20 protein-coding genes and 1 tRNA gene are annotated in these 19,161 nt (G+C 50.7%); 5 read left to right on the top strand and 16 right to left on the bottom strand.

Annotated elements, in window-relative coordinates; all coding sequences use genetic code 11:
* Nucleotides 1-70: 70 nt before the first annotated feature.
* From rlmH to DCCM_RS07830, 8 genes are all read right to left on the bottom strand, one after another.
* A complete protein-coding gene (gene rlmH, locus DCCM_RS07865; RefSeq protein WP_104371869.1) occupies nt 71-550 on the bottom strand; it encodes a 23S rRNA (pseudouridine(1915)-N(3))-methyltransferase RlmH in 480 nt (159 codons plus the stop codon).
* A 242-nt stretch (nt 551-792) separates the two neighbouring features.
* The gene (murA, locus tag DCCM_RS07860) at nt 793-2,067 is read right to left on the bottom strand and encodes a UDP-N-acetylglucosamine 1-carboxyvinyltransferase (protein WP_104371868.1); all 1,275 of its coding nucleotides are present in this window, start codon (nt 2,065-2,067) and stop codon (nt 793-795) included.
* Nucleotides 2,068-2,367: 300 nt separating this feature from the next.
* Nucleotides 2,368-3,285: a peptidase MA family metallohydrolase gene (locus DCCM_RS07855; RefSeq protein ID WP_104371867.1), complete on the bottom strand. Its 918-nt coding sequence runs from the start codon at nt 3,283-3,285 to the stop codon at nt 2,368-2,370.
* Nucleotides 3,286-3,431: 146 nt separating this feature from the next.
* Nucleotides 3,432-4,034: a tetratricopeptide repeat protein gene (locus DCCM_RS07850; protein ID WP_104371866.1), complete on the bottom strand. Its 603-nt coding sequence runs from the start codon at nt 4,032-4,034 to the stop codon at nt 3,432-3,434.
* A 153-nt stretch (nt 4,035-4,187) separates the two neighbouring features.
* The gene (locus DCCM_RS07845) at nt 4,188-5,585 is read right to left on the bottom strand and encodes a M23 family metallopeptidase (RefSeq protein ID WP_165792064.1); all 1,398 of its coding nucleotides are present in this window, start codon (nt 5,583-5,585) and stop codon (nt 4,188-4,190) included.
* A 263-nt stretch (nt 5,586-5,848) separates the two neighbouring features.
* A complete protein-coding gene (gene scfB / locus DCCM_RS07840) occupies nt 5,849-7,201 on the bottom strand; it encodes a thioether cross-link-forming SCIFF peptide maturase (protein WP_104371864.1) in 1,353 nt (450 codons plus the stop codon).
* Between the two features lie 53 nt (nt 7,202-7,254).
* Nucleotides 7,255-7,404: a six-cysteine ranthipeptide SCIFF gene (gene scfA / locus DCCM_RS07835; protein ID WP_104371863.1), complete on the bottom strand. Its 150-nt coding sequence runs from the start codon at nt 7,402-7,404 to the stop codon at nt 7,255-7,257.
* Between the two features lie 213 nt (nt 7,405-7,617).
* Entirely contained in the window at nt 7,618-9,504 is a 1,887-nt protein-coding gene (locus tag DCCM_RS07830; protein ID WP_104371862.1) for a CHASE2 domain-containing protein, read from the bottom strand.
* A gap of 414 nt (nt 9,505-9,918) precedes the next feature.
* On the opposite strand from DCCM_RS07830, the gene DCCM_RS07825 reads away from it, so the two are divergent.
* Nucleotides 9,919-10,275: a hypothetical protein gene (locus DCCM_RS07825; protein ID WP_104371861.1), complete on the top strand. Its 357-nt coding sequence runs from the start codon at nt 9,919-9,921 to the stop codon at nt 10,273-10,275.
* A 112-nt stretch (nt 10,276-10,387) separates the two neighbouring features.
* On the opposite strand, the gene DCCM_RS07820 is transcribed toward DCCM_RS07825, so the two are convergent.
* The 5 genes from DCCM_RS07820 to DCCM_RS19205 form a co-directional block, all read right to left on the bottom strand.
* A complete protein-coding gene (locus DCCM_RS07820) occupies nt 10,388-11,047 on the bottom strand; it encodes a hypothetical protein (RefSeq protein ID WP_104371860.1) in 660 nt (219 codons plus the stop codon).
* A gap of 303 nt (nt 11,048-11,350) precedes the next feature.
* A complete protein-coding gene (locus DCCM_RS07815) occupies nt 11,351-11,998 on the bottom strand; it encodes a hypothetical protein (RefSeq protein WP_104371859.1) in 648 nt (215 codons plus the stop codon).
* A gap of 224 nt (nt 11,999-12,222) precedes the next feature.
* A tRNA-Gly gene (locus DCCM_RS07810) sits at nt 12,223-12,297 on the bottom strand.
* Between the two features lie 44 nt (nt 12,298-12,341).
* The gene (locus DCCM_RS07805) at nt 12,342-13,073 is read right to left on the bottom strand and encodes a glycosyltransferase family 2 protein (protein WP_104371858.1); all 732 of its coding nucleotides are present in this window, start codon (nt 13,071-13,073) and stop codon (nt 12,342-12,344) included.
* Nucleotides 13,074-13,257: 184 nt separating this feature from the next.
* Nucleotides 13,258-13,641, bottom strand: coding sequence for a CAP domain-containing protein (locus tag DCCM_RS19205; protein WP_269433741.1), 384 nt, complete (start codon nt 13,639-13,641; stop codon nt 13,258-13,260).
* Nucleotides 13,642-13,666: 25 nt separating this feature from the next.
* On the opposite strand from DCCM_RS19205, the gene DCCM_RS19200 reads away from it, so the two are divergent.
* Nucleotides 13,667-13,858 carry a hypothetical protein gene (locus DCCM_RS19200; RefSeq protein ID WP_231702699.1) on the top strand — a complete coding sequence of 64 codons (192 nt, stop codon included), beginning with the start codon at nt 13,667-13,669 and terminating at the stop codon, nt 13,856-13,858.
* 241 nt (nt 13,859-14,099) lie between these two features.
* Here the strand turns inward: DCCM_RS19200 and DCCM_RS07795 are convergent, their stop codons facing one another.
* Nucleotides 14,100-14,684 (bottom strand): hypothetical protein, encoded by a 585-nt coding sequence (locus DCCM_RS07795; protein ID WP_104371857.1) that lies wholly within the window; start codon nt 14,682-14,684, stop codon nt 14,100-14,102.
* A gap of 77 nt (nt 14,685-14,761) precedes the next feature.
* On the bottom strand, nt 14,762-15,862 hold the full coding sequence (locus DCCM_RS07790; protein ID WP_231702698.1) for a glucose-1-phosphate thymidylyltransferase: 1,101 nt from the start codon (nt 15,860-15,862) through the stop codon (nt 14,762-14,764).
* A 197-nt stretch (nt 15,863-16,059) separates the two neighbouring features.
* On the opposite strand from DCCM_RS07790, the gene DCCM_RS07785 reads away from it, so the two are divergent.
* The 3 genes from DCCM_RS07785 (at nt 16,060) to DCCM_RS07780 (ending at nt 18,191) form a co-directional block, all read left to right on the top strand.
* A complete protein-coding gene (locus DCCM_RS07785) occupies nt 16,060-17,088 on the top strand; it encodes a glycosyltransferase (protein WP_104371856.1) in 1,029 nt (342 codons plus the stop codon).
* Nucleotides 17,081-17,176, top strand: a complete 96-nt coding sequence (locus tag DCCM_RS18520) for a DUF1858 domain-containing protein (RefSeq protein WP_165792063.1) — start codon at nt 17,081-17,083, stop codon at nt 17,174-17,176. The genes DCCM_RS07785 and DCCM_RS18520 overlap by 8 nt, the downstream gene beginning before the upstream one ends.
* A gap of 253 nt (nt 17,177-17,429) precedes the next feature.
* Nucleotides 17,430-18,191: a GT-D fold domain-containing protein gene (locus DCCM_RS07780; protein ID WP_104371855.1), complete on the top strand. Its 762-nt coding sequence runs from the start codon at nt 17,430-17,432 to the stop codon at nt 18,189-18,191.
* 254 nt (nt 18,192-18,445) lie between these two features.
* On the opposite strand, the gene DCCM_RS07775 is transcribed toward DCCM_RS07780, so the two are convergent.
* Nucleotides 18,446-19,132, bottom strand: coding sequence for a WbqC family protein (locus tag DCCM_RS07775; RefSeq protein WP_104371854.1), 687 nt, complete (start codon nt 19,130-19,132; stop codon nt 18,446-18,448).
* Between the last annotated feature and the right edge of the window lie 29 nt (nt 19,133-19,161).

Raw genomic sequence — 19,161 nt, 5'->3', positions numbered from 1 at the left:
AACCCTATCATTATTTTACCTAATTTTACTTTAATATTCTGGATTATGCAATAATGCAAGCCTGACCCCGTTATTTGTGGTAGGGTTCGCCTTTGATTATTTTGAAGGACCGGTATATTTGCTCCAGCAGCAGGACTCTCATCAGCTGGTGGGGAAAGGTTAGCCTGGAGAAGGACAGGCGGCGGTCCGCCCGGGACTGTATTTCCCGGGTCAGGCCCAGGGAACCCCCGATAAGGAAGGTGACATGGCTTTTACCCCGCAGTGCCAGGGAACTTAGCCAGTCCGCCAGTTCCCCGGAGGTAAGCTCTTCTCCCTCCCTGTCCAGGGCGACCAAAAGGGTGTCCTGCTTTATGTGTTTCTCCAGCCGCAGGGCTTCCTTTTTCTTTACTTCTTCCTCCAGGGCGGCGGATATCCCTTCGTTGTAGCCCTGGTCGGCCACTTCTTTTATTTCAACCCTGGCGTAGGCCCGAAGCCTTTTCAGGTACTCCTGCAGGGCGTCAACCAGATATTTTTCCTTTAAACGTCCCACCGCCAGTATTGATATGTGCACTCGCAGTCCCTCCAAACAAAGGAAGATAATTTTAGTTTCAAGCCAGGAACTTTAATCACTCTGCCCGTGTCTATATAATTAATATGACTATACCGGGTGATGTTAATGTTTACAAATATTGCGATGTTGGGTCTATTGGTTGTGGCCTTGATCGCCCTTGAACTGCTTGGCAGTCCAAATTAATCCCCCGCACGCAAAATAGGCCTCCGGCTTTGCCGGAGACCCGTTGCGGCTATCATAAATTACAGGCTGGTGATATCCGCTCCCAGCTGTTTGAGTTTTTTTTCAAATTGATGATATCCCCGGTAAATATAATCCGGTTTGTATATTTCGGTGGTGCCCGCGGCGGTAAGGGCCGCCACCACCAGCGCCGCCCCGGCCCGCAGGTCGGTGGCCTTCACCTGGGTGCCCTGGAGGGACTGAACCCCTTCAATAACCGCCAGCCTTCCCTCCACCTTGATGTTGGCGCCCAGCCGCTTCAGCTCATCCGCCACCTGGAACCGGTTTTCAAAAATATTTTCGGTAATGATGCTGGTACCGGGAATGGTGGTTAGCATGGCCATCATCTGGGACTGCAAATCGGTGGGAAAACCGGGGTAAGGCATTGTTTTTATATCAATGGGTTTCAGCGGCCTGCCCGCCTTTACCCGAATAGTATCCTCGTCTTCGGTTATTTCCACGTTGGCTTCCCGTAGTTTGGCGCTTACCGGCTCCAGGTGGGTACTGATGACGTTCTCCAGGGTTACGTCGCCGCCGGTGGCCGCGGCAGCCACCATGAAGGTGCCGGCCTCAATGCGATCCGGAATGACGCAATACCTGGAGCAGCCGGACAGTTTGTCAACCCCCTGTATTTTAATGACATCGGTGCCGGCACCACGCACCTTGGCCCCCAGGCAGTTTAAAAAGTTGGCCAGGTCCACTATTTCCGGCTCCTTGGCCACGTTTTCAATAACTGTCTGACCCTGGGCCAGGCAGGCGGCCATCATTAAATTTTCGGTGGCCCCAACGCTGGGAAAGTCCAGGTAAACCCTGGCCCCCTGAAGTCCGCCGGCCTCCGCCTTGATATAGCCGCGGTCCAGCTCAAGCTGCGCCCCCAGCCCGCAAAGCCCCTTGAAATGCAGGTCCATGGGCCGGTTGCCTATTTTGCAGCCTCCGGGCAGCGCCACCTTGGCCTTGCCGTACCGGGCCAGCATGGGGCCCAGCAACAGGTTGGAAGCCCTCAACTTCTTGACCAGATTGTAGGGCGGGTGGCTATTTACTTTTTCCGGAGACTTTATTTTCAGTGTTTCCTTTTCCTGCCAGGCAACATCAGCTCCCATGGACCTGATGATTTCCAGCATTACCATGACGTCATTGATTTCAGGCACGTTTTCGAGAATTATTTCCCCGTCGGCCATAATGGCCGCGCTCATCAGCGCCAGTGCGGCATTTTTGGCCCCGCCTATTTTTATATTTCCTTTTAGAACGGCCTTGCCATTGATAATAATCTTTTCCCTGGACAACACGGCTGTATTCATTAGAGGGCGATGCCCCGCCTTTCATAAATAAATTAATAATCAGCTAATAAAGCAAGCAGGCATTCTCAAAAAGGAGATTTTTCAAAAAACTATTTTACAGCAAAATACTAATTGCATTAATTATCTTCAAAAAATACATTACTTTTTGCGCTTATTATCAAAGGGGTAAATTCTACTTTGCTTATTTAAATTCCTGCCTTGTTTATATCAATGCGCTAAAATATTGGACTCCAAGAATAAATTGTTTAATAATTGATTCTATTTTCCTAAGGGCTATGGGACGGGAATACTATTATTTTTTCAACCCCGGGAGACGGCTTTCGACATGTTTCCAAGCCATTGATGCCAGTTATGCTCAAATTTTGTTAAGTCAACATTAAGGGCATCCTCCAGCGCCCCGTCAAGGGTCGCTCCCCGTCCAAGGCTTGCCAGCATTTGGTCCAGTGCCCCTTCCCCATATTCCGTTATAATGTATTCCACCGCGGAAAGGGATTCGAAATAAGCCAGGGATTGATCCGTCATATTGTCAAAATCCCTGTCCAGGCTGGTTAAGGGATAAAAATCTTTTATCTCCGGCGGCAATGTATCAAATCTAAATCCGGTGAGCCGGTATTCCTCATACTGTGCCAGTCCCTCGGTCAGCCAGCGGGGGCAATTGCCTTTGGTGGCGTAGTCCACCGCCAGGTGAGTAAGTTCATGGGCCATGGGGCCGGAGTTTATAAATGTATCCCGCACCTGGGAGGAGTCCTTGTCCGCCGTCCAGGCGGCGGGTGACAGTACTCTGATGGTGCCGGCCCAGTATACCCCCATGGCGCTTTCACTGGCGCTCCAGCCGAAACTGGCATTCAACTCGGAGCCGGTGGGATATATGATTACCGGTATTTTTGTTTTGGGCGCGGCCTGGTACCTCCGGGTTACAGGTTTATAAAACCGCTCTGCGGCCTCCAGCACCAATCCGGCGTATTTGGCGTCCCCCGGCCGGTACCTGACCACAAAATGCCGGCTTTCCAGGCTATTCATATCGTAGGTCCGGAGCAATATGCCAACCCGGGAAAACTCCCTGAATACGGTATAGGCCTGGCCCCGGATCTGGCCGGGCAGGCTGTAGGCTATCACTGCTATGAAGGCGGCGATCAGGGATACAATTTTGAGCAACAACAATGGATTCTTTCCGCCCCGGCAATATTCTCCAGGGGGTTTGGCGGTCGCTGGGTTCATTTAAACCACATCCCGTTCAACTGATTGATTGACCGGTTTAATTATACCCAGCCCTGTTAAGCCATTCCTACCGGTAAATATTAGAACCAAAAGCCGGGAGATTGTCAATCCCCCGGCTAAAAAACAGCCGCCCTATGAGCCAGGGCTTATTTTTTTTCCGTCCGGACCTGCCATTCTTCCAGCATTTGTTTGGCCTTGGCCACATTTTCCCCGGTTTTGGCCAGGTCAACAAATTTCTGCAACTCCTGTGCGCCGCCCTTGAAATCATTTTTGCCGTAAGCCAGTACCTGTCCCAGATAATAGTGGGCTTCATTGTTACCAGGATTGTTCTTTATCTCGTACTGGAGGTGCTCGATGGCTTTGTCGTTATTGTCCATCAGAAAATATGTCAGGGCCAGATTCATTCTTACACTGCTTTCACCGGGCTTTATCGACAGCACCTTTTCATAGTTTTCCGCCGCTTTTTCCCTGTTTTCCTCCCGCATATAGGCCTCCGCCAGCTGGGCCAGGAGGGCCGGGTCCTTTGGATTTTCCTTCACCTTTTTCTCCAGTTCCGCCGCGGCGGGCTGCTCAGGCTCAGTTTGGGCCTGGCTCTGGCTGGCCGCCGGATCGCCGGAAAACAGGTTGCTCACCGGCAGCGCCAGGGACGAGGCTAAAAGCCCCACCGACAGCACCGCCGCCACCGCGCCTAATAGTATTCTTTGCCGGAACTTTCTTTTTTCCCTCCGGGACATGCCGCTGTATTTCATATACTACCCCTCTTCTCTAATTCAGGCTTGTTTTCACCTGAACTATTATAACACCTGTTATTATTATATTTAAATAATTTTATGGGCCAAAGAACAGGAGGAATATTACAAAATGAAACCCGGCCTCTTATAGCCGGGTTAAAATTTGGCGTATTATAAATATTTCATGGGGTTTCTCGGCTGTCCGTTAATTCTTACCTCAAAATGCAGGTGAGGTCCGGTGGATCTCCCGGTGCTGCCCACCCTGCCGACGAGCTGTCCCCTGGCGATCTTCTGGCCGCTGCTCACCACTATTTTGGAAAGATGTCCGTAGCGGGTTATCACCCCGTCACCGTGGGATATATCCACGCACTTGCCGTAGCCGCCGAACCAGCCGGCCCTGACAACAGTCCCGGAAGCGGCGGCCGCCACCGCGTTGCCTATGGAGCCGCTGATGTCCACCCCTTCGTGCACGCTGCTGCCCCTCTTTCCGAAGGGTGAAATCACCGAGCCCACCGTGGGCCAGGCCAGCCTGCCGGAACTCCCGGAACGGGAGGCCAGCAGCAGCTTGGAGCCTTTGGCCACTATTTTGGTTGTGGGCTGCTCCAATACGCTTTCTTGCAATACATTTCTTTCCACCGTTACCCCGTTAAGTTTGGTAACCTGATAGGTAACCGACTTTTTACCCGGTTTGCCCTGCTGGACTACCTTTTCATCCCCGTAATACAGTTTGCTGTCCTTTTTCTCCTCCACGGCAAAGGCTATCTGCTCCGTGGCGGTTTGCCGGGATATGGCCAGAACGCTGATTAAGGGCTTAACCGCAGCCAGATTGATTTCCTGGCCGATGCCTATGTGGTCCGGGTCCATACCCGGGTTGGCGGCTATCAGCCGCTCCTGGGTTATACCGGCGGAAGAGGCGATATCCCAAAGGGTGTCCCCTTCTTTAACACGGTAGGTTTGAATTTCAGTGGCGCCCTTTCTTACCTGTGCCAGGGCTTCATCCACACTAACCAGTTCACTGGAGTCGGCCTCCACATCCTTTATGGCCACATTCTCCGCAAAGGCCACTTCCGTGCCGGGAGACCTGTATGGCGCTTTCAGCCGGTCAAGAAGCTTCCGGGCTTCCTCTCTGTTCTGCAGCACCAGCTTTACGTCGCTGTCCACCGATACCGCGGCTGCTTTGGTGCTGAAAAAGAGGTTTTCCGCCAGGGCGGCCTTCAGGCCTTCACCCTGTAAAAAGCTTTCTCCCCCCGGAAACACCCTGCTCAGACCTACCTCTCCGGATACCCCCAGCCTGCGTCCCGCAATACTGGACTTTTTCTCCGTCAGTTCACCGATGGCCTTCCGGACCTCCGCCGGGTCGTTTACCAGGGCCACTGTTTTACCGTTCACCTGGACCGCCCATGCTTTGTACCCGTCCTCAATAATACCGTTGATTAGCATAATTAAAACCGTATACAGGGCGATTGAAATTATTAGGACCGGCTCCCGGGGCTTATTTATGTAATCAATTAGTTTATCTTTAATATTTCGACGTCGTTTGCGATATCTTACCCCGTTTAATGAATGCAACAGCACCACCTCTGAATTAATTGGTAACACCTTTATCATAATTTTGGGAAAATTGCCAGAACTGCTCACAATAAGTATTATAGCACAAACCTCGTCCCCGGGGAAAACCACCGACCACCAAAATATTCCGCTTATTCTCCGCCGTTTTACCGAAATCTCCTTATTACATGATATTTTAATAAACACTTTTTCATGCCGGCCCAAGTTGTCTGGCAAAGGAGAAAAAAAAAGCTGCCCGGAAAATCTGAGCAGCCTTGATTGTATTATTGCTGGCCGGCCATGGCCACCTTAAGGTAGAGGGCGCACTCCAGCCTCATTTTCATCAGCCGGCAGCCCAGGGGGTTGGGCTTTAATATAGTGCCGCTATACGCCCGGGCGCCGGCGTGACAGCCCCCGCTGCAGAAAAATTTGGCCCAGCATTCGGCGCACCCCTCTTTGCTGTATACATGAGCGCCGGCAAAGCGGGCGGGCAGCTCCTTATTGACCAAACCTCCATATACATCGCCCATGACATATTCCTCCTGCCCCACAAACTGGTGGCAGGGATAAAGACCGCCCTCCGGGTCCACCGCCAGATATTCCGAGCCGGCGCCACAGCCGGAAAGTCTTTTGGGCAAACAGGGACCGCCCTCCAGATCAATATTGAAATGGAAGAAATTAATGGGATCGCCTGCCCTGGCCCTTTCCAGCACCATATCCGCCAGAAGGGCGTATTCCCTTGACAGCCCGGGAATATGCTCCTCTCTCAGGGCATATTCCTCCTCCGGCGGAGCCACCACGGGCTCCACGGAAATTTCCCTTAGCCCCAATCCGGCCAGGTGCAGGACATCCCTGGAAAAATCGGTATTATTGGCGGTATATGTGCCCCGGACGTAATAATTGCGGTAATCCCTGCTCTCCAGGAAATTGATGATTTTCCGGGATATAATATCATAGGAACCGCCCCCTCCGGGAAAGGGGCGCATGGTGTCGTGCACCGCGGGCCTGCCGTCCAGGCTCAAAACCACGCTCATATCGTGCCGGTTTAAAAAGTCACCCGTCTCCTCGTCCAGCAACAGCCCGTTGGTGGTGAGGGTGAATTTTATTTCCTTGTCCCTCTCCCCGGCCAGTTTGTTACCGTATTCCACCAGCCCATATAAAACCCTTTTGTTCAATAGCGGTTCCCCGCCGAAAAAATCCACTTCCACGTGGCGCCGGCCGCCGGAGGAGTTCATTAAAAAGTCCAGCGCGGCTTTACCCGTCTCCAGGGACATCAAGCCCGCCGGCCCGCCGAATTTACCCTGCCCGGCAAAACAATAGCGGCAGGCTAGATTGCAATCGTGCGCCAGGTGCAGGCACAACGCCTTGACAATATTGTGCGCCGGGGGAGTGTAGGAGCCTCCCAGGGGGTCCGGGCTGAACAGCAGCCCCGCCTCCACCAGTTCGTCAACCTCCGCCAGCGCCTCTTCCACCTCTTGCCCGGGATAGCGCCGGGCAAGTTTTTCCAGCAGCCCGTCCCGGGCAATATTGCGGTAATCCTCCAGCACATCCCAGGTCAACCGGTCAACCCGGTGTACCGCCCCGCTGTGAACATCCAGAACAACCCTCGTATTGTTAATAATAAATTTGTGCAGCATTTATTACACCTCAAATAAAAAACCCAATCTTTTAAGATCAGGTTTTTAAAATACTATTTGCTTTCCCTGGCGCAGACCTGATTACCCACGGTGCAAGATGTTTTGCAGGCCGACTGGCAGGAGGTCTGGCACTCGCCGCAGCCCCTGCCTTTAAGTGTGGTGTTGAGGCTGACCTTATTCACCGTTTGTATGTGTTTTCCCACCTAAATCCCTCCTTCTAAAGTCCGGGGGCATTTACCTGTAATTCCTGACCTTTATTTTTATTCGTGAAGGAATGTCCCCGTCTCTAATTCCCGGCCTTAAATATTTTCGCAAAGGTATATATCCTCAACCGGTGTCCACCAACAATTATATTAAAGCCGTTACAACGGCGCAATACAATTTATGCCGGTTGGCCAAATAATTATGCGTAATAATTATGCGTAAAATTTCCCGGTCCTTCTGTCCGGCACGGTATACACCCCGATGGGCAGGGTAAATCCCTTTACTTCCGCCGTTCCCAGGTATTCCAGCTCCCGGGTGGATTCCCCCCGGGCCTCCAGTACCCGGACGGATCTCTCACTGATAATCACCAGGGCGCCAAATGTTTTAGTAAGTCCTTCCACCCGGGAGGCCAGGTTTACGTCCTCCCCTATGACAGTATAGTCCATCCGCTCCGGACTGCCCACGTTCCCCACCAGCACGCTGCCGGTGTTGATGCCCACCCCTATTTTCAGGGGGGGTTCCCCTTTTTCAGCCCAGGAATTGTTCAGCCTCTCCACCACTTCCTGAATTTCCACCGCTGTCCGGATGGCCCTTTGCACATGGTCGGGCAGTTGAATGGGCGCTCCGTATATGGCCATCAGCCCGTCACCCAGGTATTTGTCCAGGGTCCCCCCGTGACGGAAGATAACTTCGGTCATAGCGGTGAGGTATTCATTGAGGCGGTTCACCACCTGCTCGGGAGCCTTGTTTTCGCTGTAGGCGGTAAAGCCCCGGATATCCACGAACATTATGGTCAGGTCCCGGCGCTGGCCGCCCAGGGAAACACTGTCCGGATCGGCCATCAACTCTTCCACCACCGCCGGGGACACATACCTGCTGAACAGCGCCCTGGTTCTGCGGCGCCCCATTTCCGCCAGTATAAAGTCGGAGGCGGTAACCAACACGTAGGTAATAAAAATAAGCGCCAGCGGTGCGGCAAAATTAAGCCAGCGCCGGCCTTGCCACCATAACCCGTAAACCAGAACCCCGGACACCGCCACCACCGCCAGGGCGCCGGCAATTCCCCGCCAGGGACCCCGCCCCCCCACCGCCAGGGCTGTTGCCATTCCGGCAATAAACAAAAAGACAATATTGACCAGGGGATGAACCGGCCGGTACCAGTGCCCGTCCAGAAAGCTCTGCACCGCCGAGGCATGGATTTCCACCCCGGGGGTTTCTATGCTGCCGCTTATTATCATGTTCGAGGTGGTATACGGTGTTGGTTTTTCATCATGGGCCGCCGGTGTGGTAACCCCCACCAGCACTATTTTGTCTTTAAACTCTTCCGGCGGGTATTTTCCCCTGAGCACGTCCGCATAGCCGTAGGTTTTAAAAGTTCCCTGGGGCCCCCAGAAATCTATCATGGCCCTGTTCACCCCGTCCACCGGGATATTGCCGCCCGCCACCCTGAGACAACCGGGCTCCAGCTCAATCTGAGCGGGATTCATACCCGACGCCGTCATGGCCGAGGCCAGGCTTAAGCAGGGAAAGGGTATTTCAAAGGTGTTCACATCCACCATGGTTACCCGGCGCACCACACCGTCAACATCCGTGGGCATGTTGACGAAGCCCAGCCCCGCAGCCCCCTCCATGAACTCCGGCAATGGGGCCTGGAAAACCTGTTCCATTTCCCCGCTGCCGTTCTCTTCAAAGGAAAACTGGCTGGCCAGCACCACGCCGCCGTGTTTCGCTATGGCCGCCGCAAAGCTACGGTCGTCGGCGGGGGTTGTGGGGGCGTCAAAAACAATGTCAAATGCAACAACCCTGGCTTCCCTTAATTTTTCCAGCAGCTGGGCATGCACTTTTCTGGGCCAGGCCAGTGGCCCCAGTTCCTTAATGGAGGGCTCGTCCACGGCCACCACCGCCACCTGCCGGCCCGGGTCACGAACCCCCTGCAGCCGGAACCAGGAATCGTAAAGGGCCAGTTCCGGGCGGACAAACACCCCGGCCAGGGCCGCCAGTTCCACCAGCAGAAAAAGCACCAGGGGTATGAGCAGGTTTTTGTTTCTGGAGAAAAAGCCAGTTAACCCCCTTAAACGGGTGTGAAGCGGTATCTTCATGTCTGTTGCACCTCAAATATAACTTGCCCTGCGCTCATGCGCCTTTTAAACATTCCACCCGCCGGTTCGTATTGTTTAATTTAACTTTTTTGTATACAACTGCCAAAACCGCAGCCCGGCGTATGAAAAGCTGCTTATGACTTTTTTGTTTTTTCGACAGTATTTTAGAAATTCCTTCAGAAGCAGGAAAATTTTGCATGGGATGCCTGGCCGCCGCCGGTTTTGTTAACTAAATTGGAATTGTTACGTTATAATGCATAATATGGCTTTATCTCGTCAAACATGGCACATATTATTTTTTTTTACATATTTTATATTATGAATAATTTATTGAGTTTAAACAATTACCATATAATTCTTTCTATCAATGATCTTCATGGGTTAATTATTATAATAGACTACGGAGGGGATAATATGTCCTTCTTTAATATATTAAATAAAGCCCTGCCAAAGCTGCAGGTTTCTCATAATAACAACGCCGGTTACGGCTGGGTTAACCAGAGCTTTTTTTTCAACGACGAAGAGAGCAGTTACTGGTACATTGTAACCCACAGCAACGAATACGCATTTAAAAAAGCTAATTTTGACTGGTTGGAATCAAACGCCAGGGTAATAACAAATTCTTCTAAAATTTTTGTGGCCTGGAACAACAGGCACCGGATAACCTACTGGCTGGCGGTTCAGGAAAAGGCCGAACCTGGCAATATGATGCCGGGCTCGCAAAAAAAAGGAATGGCGATGAAAAAAATGAAACAGCAGGTGACGGGCTAATTAAAGGAACAATAAATAAATAATACAAATCGGCAAGAGACCTCATCTTACAGGGATGAGGTCTCTTGCTGCAGGAGGCCCTTTTATATTTGCGCGGCCGCTCCTGTCAGGCCTACAAACAAATTTTTACGCTGCTGGCCCCCGGGGATTGCGAGTCCTGACTTAATAAACAATCCGGCGGGCAGCTGATCGGGCCCATGGTGGTCGGCGGACAGCAGGTGGTTGGAGGTTGGGTGGTCGGGGCCTGGGTGGTGGGCGGACAGACTACGGATTCTCCCTGGATAACTGTAATCAGCACCAGTATTATACACTTCACGATAAGAACAGGTTCGCTTAAACCGGTAAAGGTGTTGGTATCAAACACGATGCACAATGCCGAGCCCTCATCTTCCACCGCTTGCTCCCTGATGATGTCCGTGGGGCGCACGACCGGGGCCGCCACTTCCGACTGAAACGGCAGGGCCACATTTATACAGGTAACAATATTACCGGTTTCAAGACTTCTGATCAAAATTGCGCCATTCAGCCAGCCGCAATTTACAATTCTACCCACCAGCAGTGTGGGGCGGAAAAATACCCTGCCCAGGCTGCAGCAGAATTCGAACTCTATGGGCACTTCCGCTCCGTCAATGACGGCGCAGGCCTCACTCGACAGCGGGTTAACCGTTATATCCAGGCCGGTTATTGAATTTATTGCCGATACCGCGATTCTGGCCTCGGCTACTTTTTCCACGCATTCTTCAAAAATAACCACATCGTTGTTAATAAACATTCTTTGTCACTCCTCACATAAATTTGGGGACACCCTTTTTCGAAAAAATTGGTTTAACGCAAACAATAAGGCGGGTTCGCTTTCCTTAAATCCGGCATTAACGTATAAGACGGATGGACAACTAAAAAATAAGTAATCACAGCCTATTTGTTGTATAATATGTAAAGTGCGCCATTATTGTTAATGTCTTCCCGTAAAATGTAAATATTATAATTTAAAAAAATAGCACAACAACAGGTTAAAATCATAAGAAACCCCCTGCTGATATGGCAAGGGGTTAAAATTATCGACACACCGGCTCTTTTAAACCAGCGGGTTTGTAATGGCCGGGGGTACGCCCGCGGTTATGGTGGGCGCCACCAGGAAACCGCCGATTTCAATGTCATAAAGGAGTCCGGCGGGGTTGGTAAACTGGGTGCCGCCGGGCTGGGCGTAATTAACCGTCTTGACCTCGAACTGTAGATCGAAGCCCACTGATGTGGCCAGCAGGGGCAGTTCCACAGTGAAGTTGTATACCCTCTGCCAGTTAAAGGGCGGTCCCGGATCGACAAAATTCTGTGCCGTAATACCGTCGGTGAAATTAAAGATTACAGGCAATCCAACAATGGTCGGGGTGAGGGTCATTCTGGCCTGGAATGCATTATCCGTGGCTATTTTCACGTTGATGGTGGTGGTGATGGTTGCCAACAAAGCAGGAATTGTAAAAAGTGCCTCCCGGGCGAAGAATACCGTTTCCCCGGTGCCTACCAGGGCCGGATTTACAGCGTTTAGGTACCAGAGGTACTGGGGGTCGCCGATGTCCCCGGCGCTTACCGAGGTCTGATCGGATATCTGCGGCCAGAAGGGGAATTGAATTCCCACCGGCACCGCGACGTTGGCCGCTGAGTACGGAGGCGCACCCAGCCGGAAAAAGGTGTTGCCCGAAAGACTGGCTAATCTTGCAATAGGCATACTAAAATCCTCCTTTACCAGTTAATTAATCTGTACACCTGAAAACCTCTGCGGATAGCACGGAAAACATCCAAAAACCGGGTTGCGCCTGGAATCCTGACGATATACGTAGGCCTTCATAATGTATAGTATGCATATATTTCCTTATTGGTTATTGCCTGGAAAAATAAAAATCCCCCTGCTGACACAGGAGGATCCCACAGTCAAATATTAATTTATTATACTGGAGCGGGTGACGAGGATCGAACTCGCAACCCTCAGCTTGGGAAGCTGATGCTCTACCATTGAGCTACACCCGCCCGGTAACTGCTATTATAACTTATAGCATATTAAAAAGTCAATCTCACCGCTTGGCCCATTTATTGTAAAACTGCCTGGCGTTTTCCGCCTGGACTGCCGCCAGGGATATTTTATTGCCCCGGAAGGACCGGTTGCCGTAATGGTGTATAAAAACATCCCCCGCCACGAATAGTTTGTAACCGGCGGCTGTAACCCTTACTGAATAGTCCACGTCTTCCCAGGAACCGGTTTTGAAACGCTGATCGAAGGGTCCCACCAGATCAAACAACCACTTTTTGCCAAGCAGACAGAAACCGGAAAGCCAGTAACTGCTGTGCTGCCGCCATTTGGAGGGGTCGGGCAGGTTAAACCGCCGGGCGAATTCAATCATTTCCCTGATGCTGCCATAACTGACCTCCACCTGGTTGCCTGACCCCACATAATTGGAGCAAGGGCCGACCAAACCTATATCATTCCTGCTATCCAGGCACCCCAGCATGTTTCCGAGCCAGTTGGGGGTAACCACGGTGTCATTATTCAGCAGCAATATGTTTTCCCCGGCGGCGGCAGCCAGCCCCTGATTGCAGCCGGCGGCAAACCCCAGATTGGAACTGTTCAATATGACTTTGGCCCCCTGCAGGGAGGATAGAAATTCCGCCGTGCCGTCACCGGAACCGTTGTCTACCAGAACAAGTTCATAGGGAACCCCGGTATATATCCTGATGCTTTCTATGCATTTCCGGGTATAATATAGCTCATTATATGTAAGGATTATTATTGAAGTCAGGCCGCACACAAATTCTCACCCCTGTTTTTTCTAATCTATGTGTCCCGGGCCGCTTTTGTTATTGCCCCGGTATTAATATGGAGGGCCTTTGAGTTCAAGCATTTGCATTGATATAATCATCAGCCAATAAAAATGCCGGCGCAAATACCGGCATTTTATTAATTGGCTGGTTATTCCGTTGTAATTTTACAATTTATCTGCCCACAAAAATTTGGGTTATCATCTCACCGTAAGGTCCGCCGGAAACCACTCCTACTCCCACATGGGTGTAGCTGCTGCTAAGAATATTGGCCCTGTGGCCGGAGCTGTTCATCAAACTGGTGTGGGCGGCTTGCACGGAGCTGTTGCCCGCAATATTCTCTCCCATGGTCCTGTATGTAACCCCGTAGGTGGACAACATCTGACTGGGTGTTCCGTAGGTTGGAGAGGTGTGGCTGAAATAATTATTGGTAATCATATCCTGGGACTTCATCCTGGCCAGCTGTGTCAGCTGCGTGTCCACCTGCAGGGCGGACAAACCGTTGGACGCCCTCTCCTGGTTTATCAAATTCACCATACTCTGTTCCTCAGACGTCAGTCCCGCTGTGGGTGCAGGTGCCGGCGTGGTTGGCGTGGTCGGGGTGGTGGGTGTGCTTGGTATAGTTGGCGTGGTGGGTGTGGTCGGTGTGGTCGGTATAGTTGGTGTAGTTGGTATAGTCGGTGTAGTGGGTGTAGTGGGCCTGGTTATTCTAACACTGCTGCTTCCGCTGGTCCCGGTGGAGGGAGTCCCGGGGGACTGGTCCACTATTTTATAATCATAGCCACCGCTGCCATTTGGAGTTAATTTGATAACCGCCGCATCAGCCGGGGAAACTGCAAATGCCGAGACAAAAAGGAAACCCGTGGTAACACATAAACCAAATACCTTTTTCAGAGAAAACAATACAAACAACCTCCTTGTGATGATAAAGTTTTTAGGTCTTCAAAGTAATTCTGCAAAATTACTTTGATATCCTGCAAAAAAATTATTACACAAGGCAGGTATATTTTAGCAGCTCACTCAATCTCCCCGGGATGGGGGAAAAAATCATCCGGAAACGATGTCCGCTGGGGGTCGACAAATTTTTCACAGGCCTTAACCCAGGAAGTTTGCAGGGAGTCTTCGTTTTTCTGGCCTCTGCTGCTTAACATGGAGGGAATGCTCAACTGGTGTTTGTCCGAACATCTAACTACAATATTGACGTTTACGGCAAATTGCAGCATCCCGCCTGTCAAAGAAGGTTCCACCAGCATCTGGCAGCGGGTCTCCGCTTTCAAATCGGGGAGAGCCTCCTGCCTGACCAGGGGCGTGTATATAAGCACCTTGACATGGATATCCGGCAGGGCTCCCTCTATCCGGGGATTGTCCTTGTTTGAAGTGGAAAGCCTGGCCTCAAACGGAATACTTAATTTAAATTCCACAACTGAAAAATTGGCCACGGCCTCCATGGGCCTGACCGAAAGATTTTCCACCTCCCGGACCCCGTCCTGAAAATCCAGCTCCGTAACACTGCCCGCGGCATTACCGGGCAGCGGATGTGACACCAGTTGAACGAAGGTGTCAGCAAATATTGACTCATAAGTAAAAATAATCTGTGACATCAGCTTCGCCTCTCAAAATAACCGGCGCTGACAGGTTGTGGACTCCAAACCCCCTTCAAAAGCCCGGGTCCCTCCATTCAGACCCATGATAGCCTCACCTCGGCCCAGTCTCCCAGGTTAACCCTAACCATGTCCACTGTGGCGGCGCCGCCGGTAATATGACAATGCCGGCCTATTAGACTCTCTGTTATATACAGCTTATCCGTAAGGCTGCTGTGGTTTAAAACTATGGTATTTTCCAGCCTGACTCCATTAAGCAGGCAATTATTGCCTATGGAGCTAAAGGGACCGATATAGGAATTTATTACTTCAACGCCCTCACCCAGCACCGCCGGGCCTATCACCACGCTGCCGGCAATACTGCTCCCCTGTCCTATTTGCACTCTTCCTTCCACGCGGCTGTCCCCGGATATTATTACTCCCTCAACCTTCCTTTCAGAGCGCTCATCCAATAATACCCTGTTGGCCTTTAATAAGTCCTCTTTTCTTCCGGTATCAAACCACCAGCCCCGGACCAGGCTGCAGGAGACATTGCCTCCTTTTTCCAGCAACCGCTGAATGGCGTCTGTTATCTCCAGTTCCCCCCTGGCGGAGGGAGTTATTTCCTCAATAGCCTTATGAATGCTTTTATTAAACAGATATAGCCCTACCAGGGCGAAACTGCTGACAAAACGTTCAGGCTTTTCCACCAGCCTCAATATTTTAAAATTGTCATTCACAACCGCCACCCCGAAGCGCCCGGGATCTCTAACCTTTTTTACCAGCACCACGCTGTCGTCCCCGCCCCGCAGGAAGGAATCCAGCATATCTCCAAGACTGTGACTTATCAAATTGTCCCCAAGATACATTAAAAAGGAAGACTCTCCAAGATAGTCCCTGGCCGTCAGCACAGCGTGGGCCAGCCCCGCGGGCTTATCCTGCACTATATAGCTGATATTTAAATTCCACCTGCCGCCGTCCGCCAGGGATTCCTTTACCGCCTGGCCGGTCTCGGGGGAAATAATAACCCCCACGTCATTAATGCCCAGGGAGGCTATTTGTTCCATCACATAATGAATAATCGGTTTGTTAGCCACCGGGATCAGTTGCTTCGGTATGGTGCCGGTTAACGGACGCATCCTTGTGCCGGTGCCACCCGACAACACCAGGGCTTTCAACATCGGCCCCTTATCAGACATTTCTCTACCCCCGATAAACCCTCTTACACATAGCATATGTGCAAAATACTATTTTGCTACTAAGGAAACTAAGGAAAAGGGACAGACCTTTCCCGGCCGGTTTTATCCTAAATTTACCTCATAAAATCACAAAAATTATTATGCCTGAATATATTGCTTTTAGGTAAAACGTGCCTAGCCTTACTGGAGGGATATTGTTGCCTGTAATCATACACCCGCCTTCGCTAAGATTCCGCTGGATGTTTCAAAGACCTCAACAGCTATTTAACCAATTCGCCCAGCTGGGTTTTCAGGCCATTTTTTGTAACCCGGCCGGGAAGAAGGAACCGGCTTCCGTAAAAAAACTATCCGAAAACCTGTTCATTTGCACCAAAAGCGACCCCCTGTCCATACCTCACAGCGGACCGCGCATATTATGGATCAGCGCACCCAGTTTTGTGCGGCATATCAACAGGTATCGCCCGCATATGGTGGTTTATGACGCCCTGGACGACCCCAGCGAGGAATTTTCCAGCTGGGCGCCTTACGTGGAAGAAGTCAGAAAAAGGGCGGATATAATTTTTGCCACTTCCATGAAAATTTTAAATGAAAACAGAAAATTTCATCCTGAAGTTCATCTCTGCCCCAATGGCGTTGATTTTGAACATTTTGTCCCGGCTCAAACCGGTACCCTGGTTCGGCCGGCCGACATCCCGGACAACGGCCGGCCCACCGTTGGATACATAGGAGCACTGGCCACATGGCTGGATTGGGAATTAATCGACCACATCACTGAAAAAAACCCGGAATACAATTTTATTTTCGTGGGACCTCTTTACAACACCAGGCTGCCCTTTCATAAAAATAACATGTTTGTAACCGGATATAAGGAATACCGCTATCTGCCAAACTATTTGCAATGTTTTGACGTCTGCCTGATACCTTTTAAGGTTACCTCAATGACCCGGGGCTGCAATCCAATAAAGATGTATGAATACTTAAGTTCCGGAAAACCGGTGGTTTCCACCCCCCTTCCGGAAGTGGCCGGGATGGGGGAGATATTAATCGGCACGGACCCGGAAGGATTCAATAATTTCATACACCAGGCCATACACGGTGATAAGCCGGAAAACCGTCTGAAAAGAATAGAAATTGCCCGGCAGAATTCCTGGGAGCGCAGGGCCCGTTCAGCCATTGAGATTATGGAAAACAAGCTTAGGGCAAGGGGGTTTTTATTTAGTGATTAACGAAAATGACAGGGTTATTGATGTGCTGGAAAAATATCCGGCGGTTAAAAAAGTATTCAGTCTCTACGGCTATAACTGCTACGGATGAGGGAAAAAGAACGAGACGGTGGGGCAGTTCGCCCGCCAAAACAATCTGACGCTGGAGTATTTAATAAACACAATCAACAGGTCTATTCAGGAACCGGAATTCAGACCCCGGGTAAAAATAATAATTCCCCGCTACGCGGTGAAAAAGCACTGCCTGAGCGGCACTAAACCTGGATTCTAGCCGGCCTAAAGCATTCTTTCAATACCATAACAGGAGTTACTATCCTCAATAACATAGCTGCCGGGGGAAAATAATGTATACGTTTACCATTAATTCCGCGGAAGATCTGCTGAACATTATTCACGTTCATTACCATAATAAAAAGCCCTTTTCCCTGGTTCGAATAGGGGACGGGGAAAATTTTATTCTGGCCCAGAATACGGTTCATACCGTGCAGGAGCTTATCGGAATGTATAATGTGGTGGCCGGCAATAAATACTCGGGTATAGCAATTCCCAATATTGAAGCCCGCGACCGCCTGCTGGACGCCGTTCGCCGGGCCACCGTGGTAGGCTTTTTAAACCAGAGGGACAATTACTGCTGGTATCCCATGACCGAGAAAATTTTTAACCACTATGGCCTGAATCCCCCCGGAACCTGTTACGCTTTCATCAATTACCATCTGGTGCGCATTCCAAAATTTTACCATATCTTTCGCGACGCCAAAATTCTTTTGGTGGGAAAGCCCATGGCCGGGCTGGCAAAGATTCTGATCAACCGCTACGGCTTCACCAACATTACAGCTTGCTTAAATCTGCGCCATTACTGGGATCTGGACATTGTTTTACAACAAATGTCCGGGATTGATTATCAGGTTGCCTTAATCGCAGCCGGGGCCAACGCCGTAATCGTCGCCCTGGCCGCAATGGACGCGGGAAAAATAGGACTTGACCTGGGGCACGCCGTAGACAACATAATAATTCATGACGGGAAAGGTGAATACGCCTGGGGCGGCACAACGCTGCCCACCGCACCCGGGAGGCAAACAAGGCTGGGTATCCGAAAGCCGTATTAAACACCGGAGGTGTAAATCTCTCCGGCCCGCAGGGTTGGAGTTTTTATAAAGGCCGCTCCCATTTCGCCGCAGGCGAATGGAGGCGGCCTTTTACATATGGCGTAAATATAAGTGAGCCTTGGGTTCGGAAGGGGTTATTCCCCTGCCGAACCCTTAGAGCGAACTTAGTTCGAATAAGATAAAGGCTGACAGTTTGAGCCGCTGTCAGCCTTTGCGGATTTTACGGGTGCCACATGGCGGGAAAGGGATAAATATTAAGTAATAATCTGTCCCGGCAAAAAGTCCTGGCTTCCAGGCCCGCAATTAAAAATTAAATCCAGAGCGGAAAGGTTGGGTATAAAACCGCCCCATAACTGCGGATAATCAGGGCATTCAAACTCCTGGTACACCAGGCGTATATGGTTCCTGGCAAATTCATCCTCATCGTTGTAATCCCGGGCGCCTGTTCCCGACAGGCAGATGTCGGCCCCAAAGTGTTTACAGATGTTAATTATTTTAGTACCTTTACTGCCGGTGATTCCGGGTATTTCGGAAGAACGGACCAGCGGGGTGGAAATGCCCAGTATTTTACTAATTACCTTTATGAGCCTTAAATTAAAATCCGCCAGTTTTTCCCCGGGATTATCGTAAATAGGCAGCAACAAATTCTGATAATCCTTCCAGTAAGGAGCCTTGGCATAGCAGGTGCGGAGTGAATTCCAGTGTTTATTATGCCACCTGCTCCCGTTAAGTATGGTGACGTCTTTAATGGGCACCTTTTTTTGGGCCAGGGGCACGCTTAGAAGCCTTGCCCCTTCCGGCCCTTTGATTTTATTTTTATTGGTAATAGCGCCTCTGGAGTGCAGAACGTCATCGAGTATTACAAAAAGGTCACAGGATTTCATTTTGTGAAAATATCCCAGCCAGGGCAGATAATTGGGTTGATGGCCGGAAATAATCAACGGTTATTGACCTCCTCCTGTCCAGCCGC

The sequence above is a fragment of the Desulfocucumis palustris genome (assembly GCF_002933875.1).
Taxonomy (GTDB): Bacteria; Bacillota; Desulfotomaculia; order Desulfotomaculales; family Desulfocucumaceae; genus Desulfocucumis; species Desulfocucumis palustris.
This window is presented reverse-complemented; position numbering and strand designations above follow the sequence as displayed.

Bases quoted from the DNA above. Each gene is read 5' to 3' on its own strand.
- murA (WP_104371868.1), bottom strand. From the start codon at position 2,067: ATGAATACAGCCGTGTTGTCCAGGGAAAAGATTATTATCAATGGCAAG.
- DCCM_RS07855 (WP_104371867.1), bottom strand. From the start codon at position 3,285: ATGAACCCAGCGACCGCCAAACCCCCTGGAGAATATTGCCGGGGCGGA.
- DCCM_RS07850 (WP_104371866.1), bottom strand. From the start codon at position 4,034: ATGAAATACAGCGGCATGTCCCGGAGGGAAAAAAGAAAGTTCCGGCAA.
- scfB (WP_104371864.1), bottom strand. From the start codon at position 7,201: ATGCTGCACAAATTTATTATTAACAATACGAGGGTTGTTCTGGATGTT.
- DCCM_RS07830 (WP_104371862.1), bottom strand. From the start codon at position 9,504: ATGAAGATACCGCTTCACACCCGTTTAAGGGGGTTAACTGGCTTTTTC.
- DCCM_RS07825 (WP_104371861.1), top strand. From the start codon at position 9,919: ATGTCCTTCTTTAATATATTAAATAAAGCCCTGCCAAAGCTGCAGGTT.
- DCCM_RS07820 (WP_104371860.1), bottom strand. From the start codon at position 11,047: ATGTTTATTAACAACGATGTGGTTATTTTTGAAGAATGCGTGGAAAAA.
- DCCM_RS07815 (WP_104371859.1), bottom strand. From the start codon at position 11,998: ATGCCTATTGCAAGATTAGCCAGTCTTTCGGGCAACACCTTTTTCCGG.
- DCCM_RS07795 (WP_104371857.1), bottom strand. From the start codon at position 14,684: ATGTCACAGATTATTTTTACTTATGAGTCAATATTTGCTGACACCTTC.
- DCCM_RS07790 (WP_231702698.1), bottom strand. From the start codon at position 15,862: ATGTCTGATAAGGGGCCGATGTTGAAAGCCCTGGTGTTGTCGGGTGGC.
- DCCM_RS07780 (WP_104371855.1), top strand. From the start codon at position 17,430: ATGTATACGTTTACCATTAATTCCGCGGAAGATCTGCTGAACATTATT.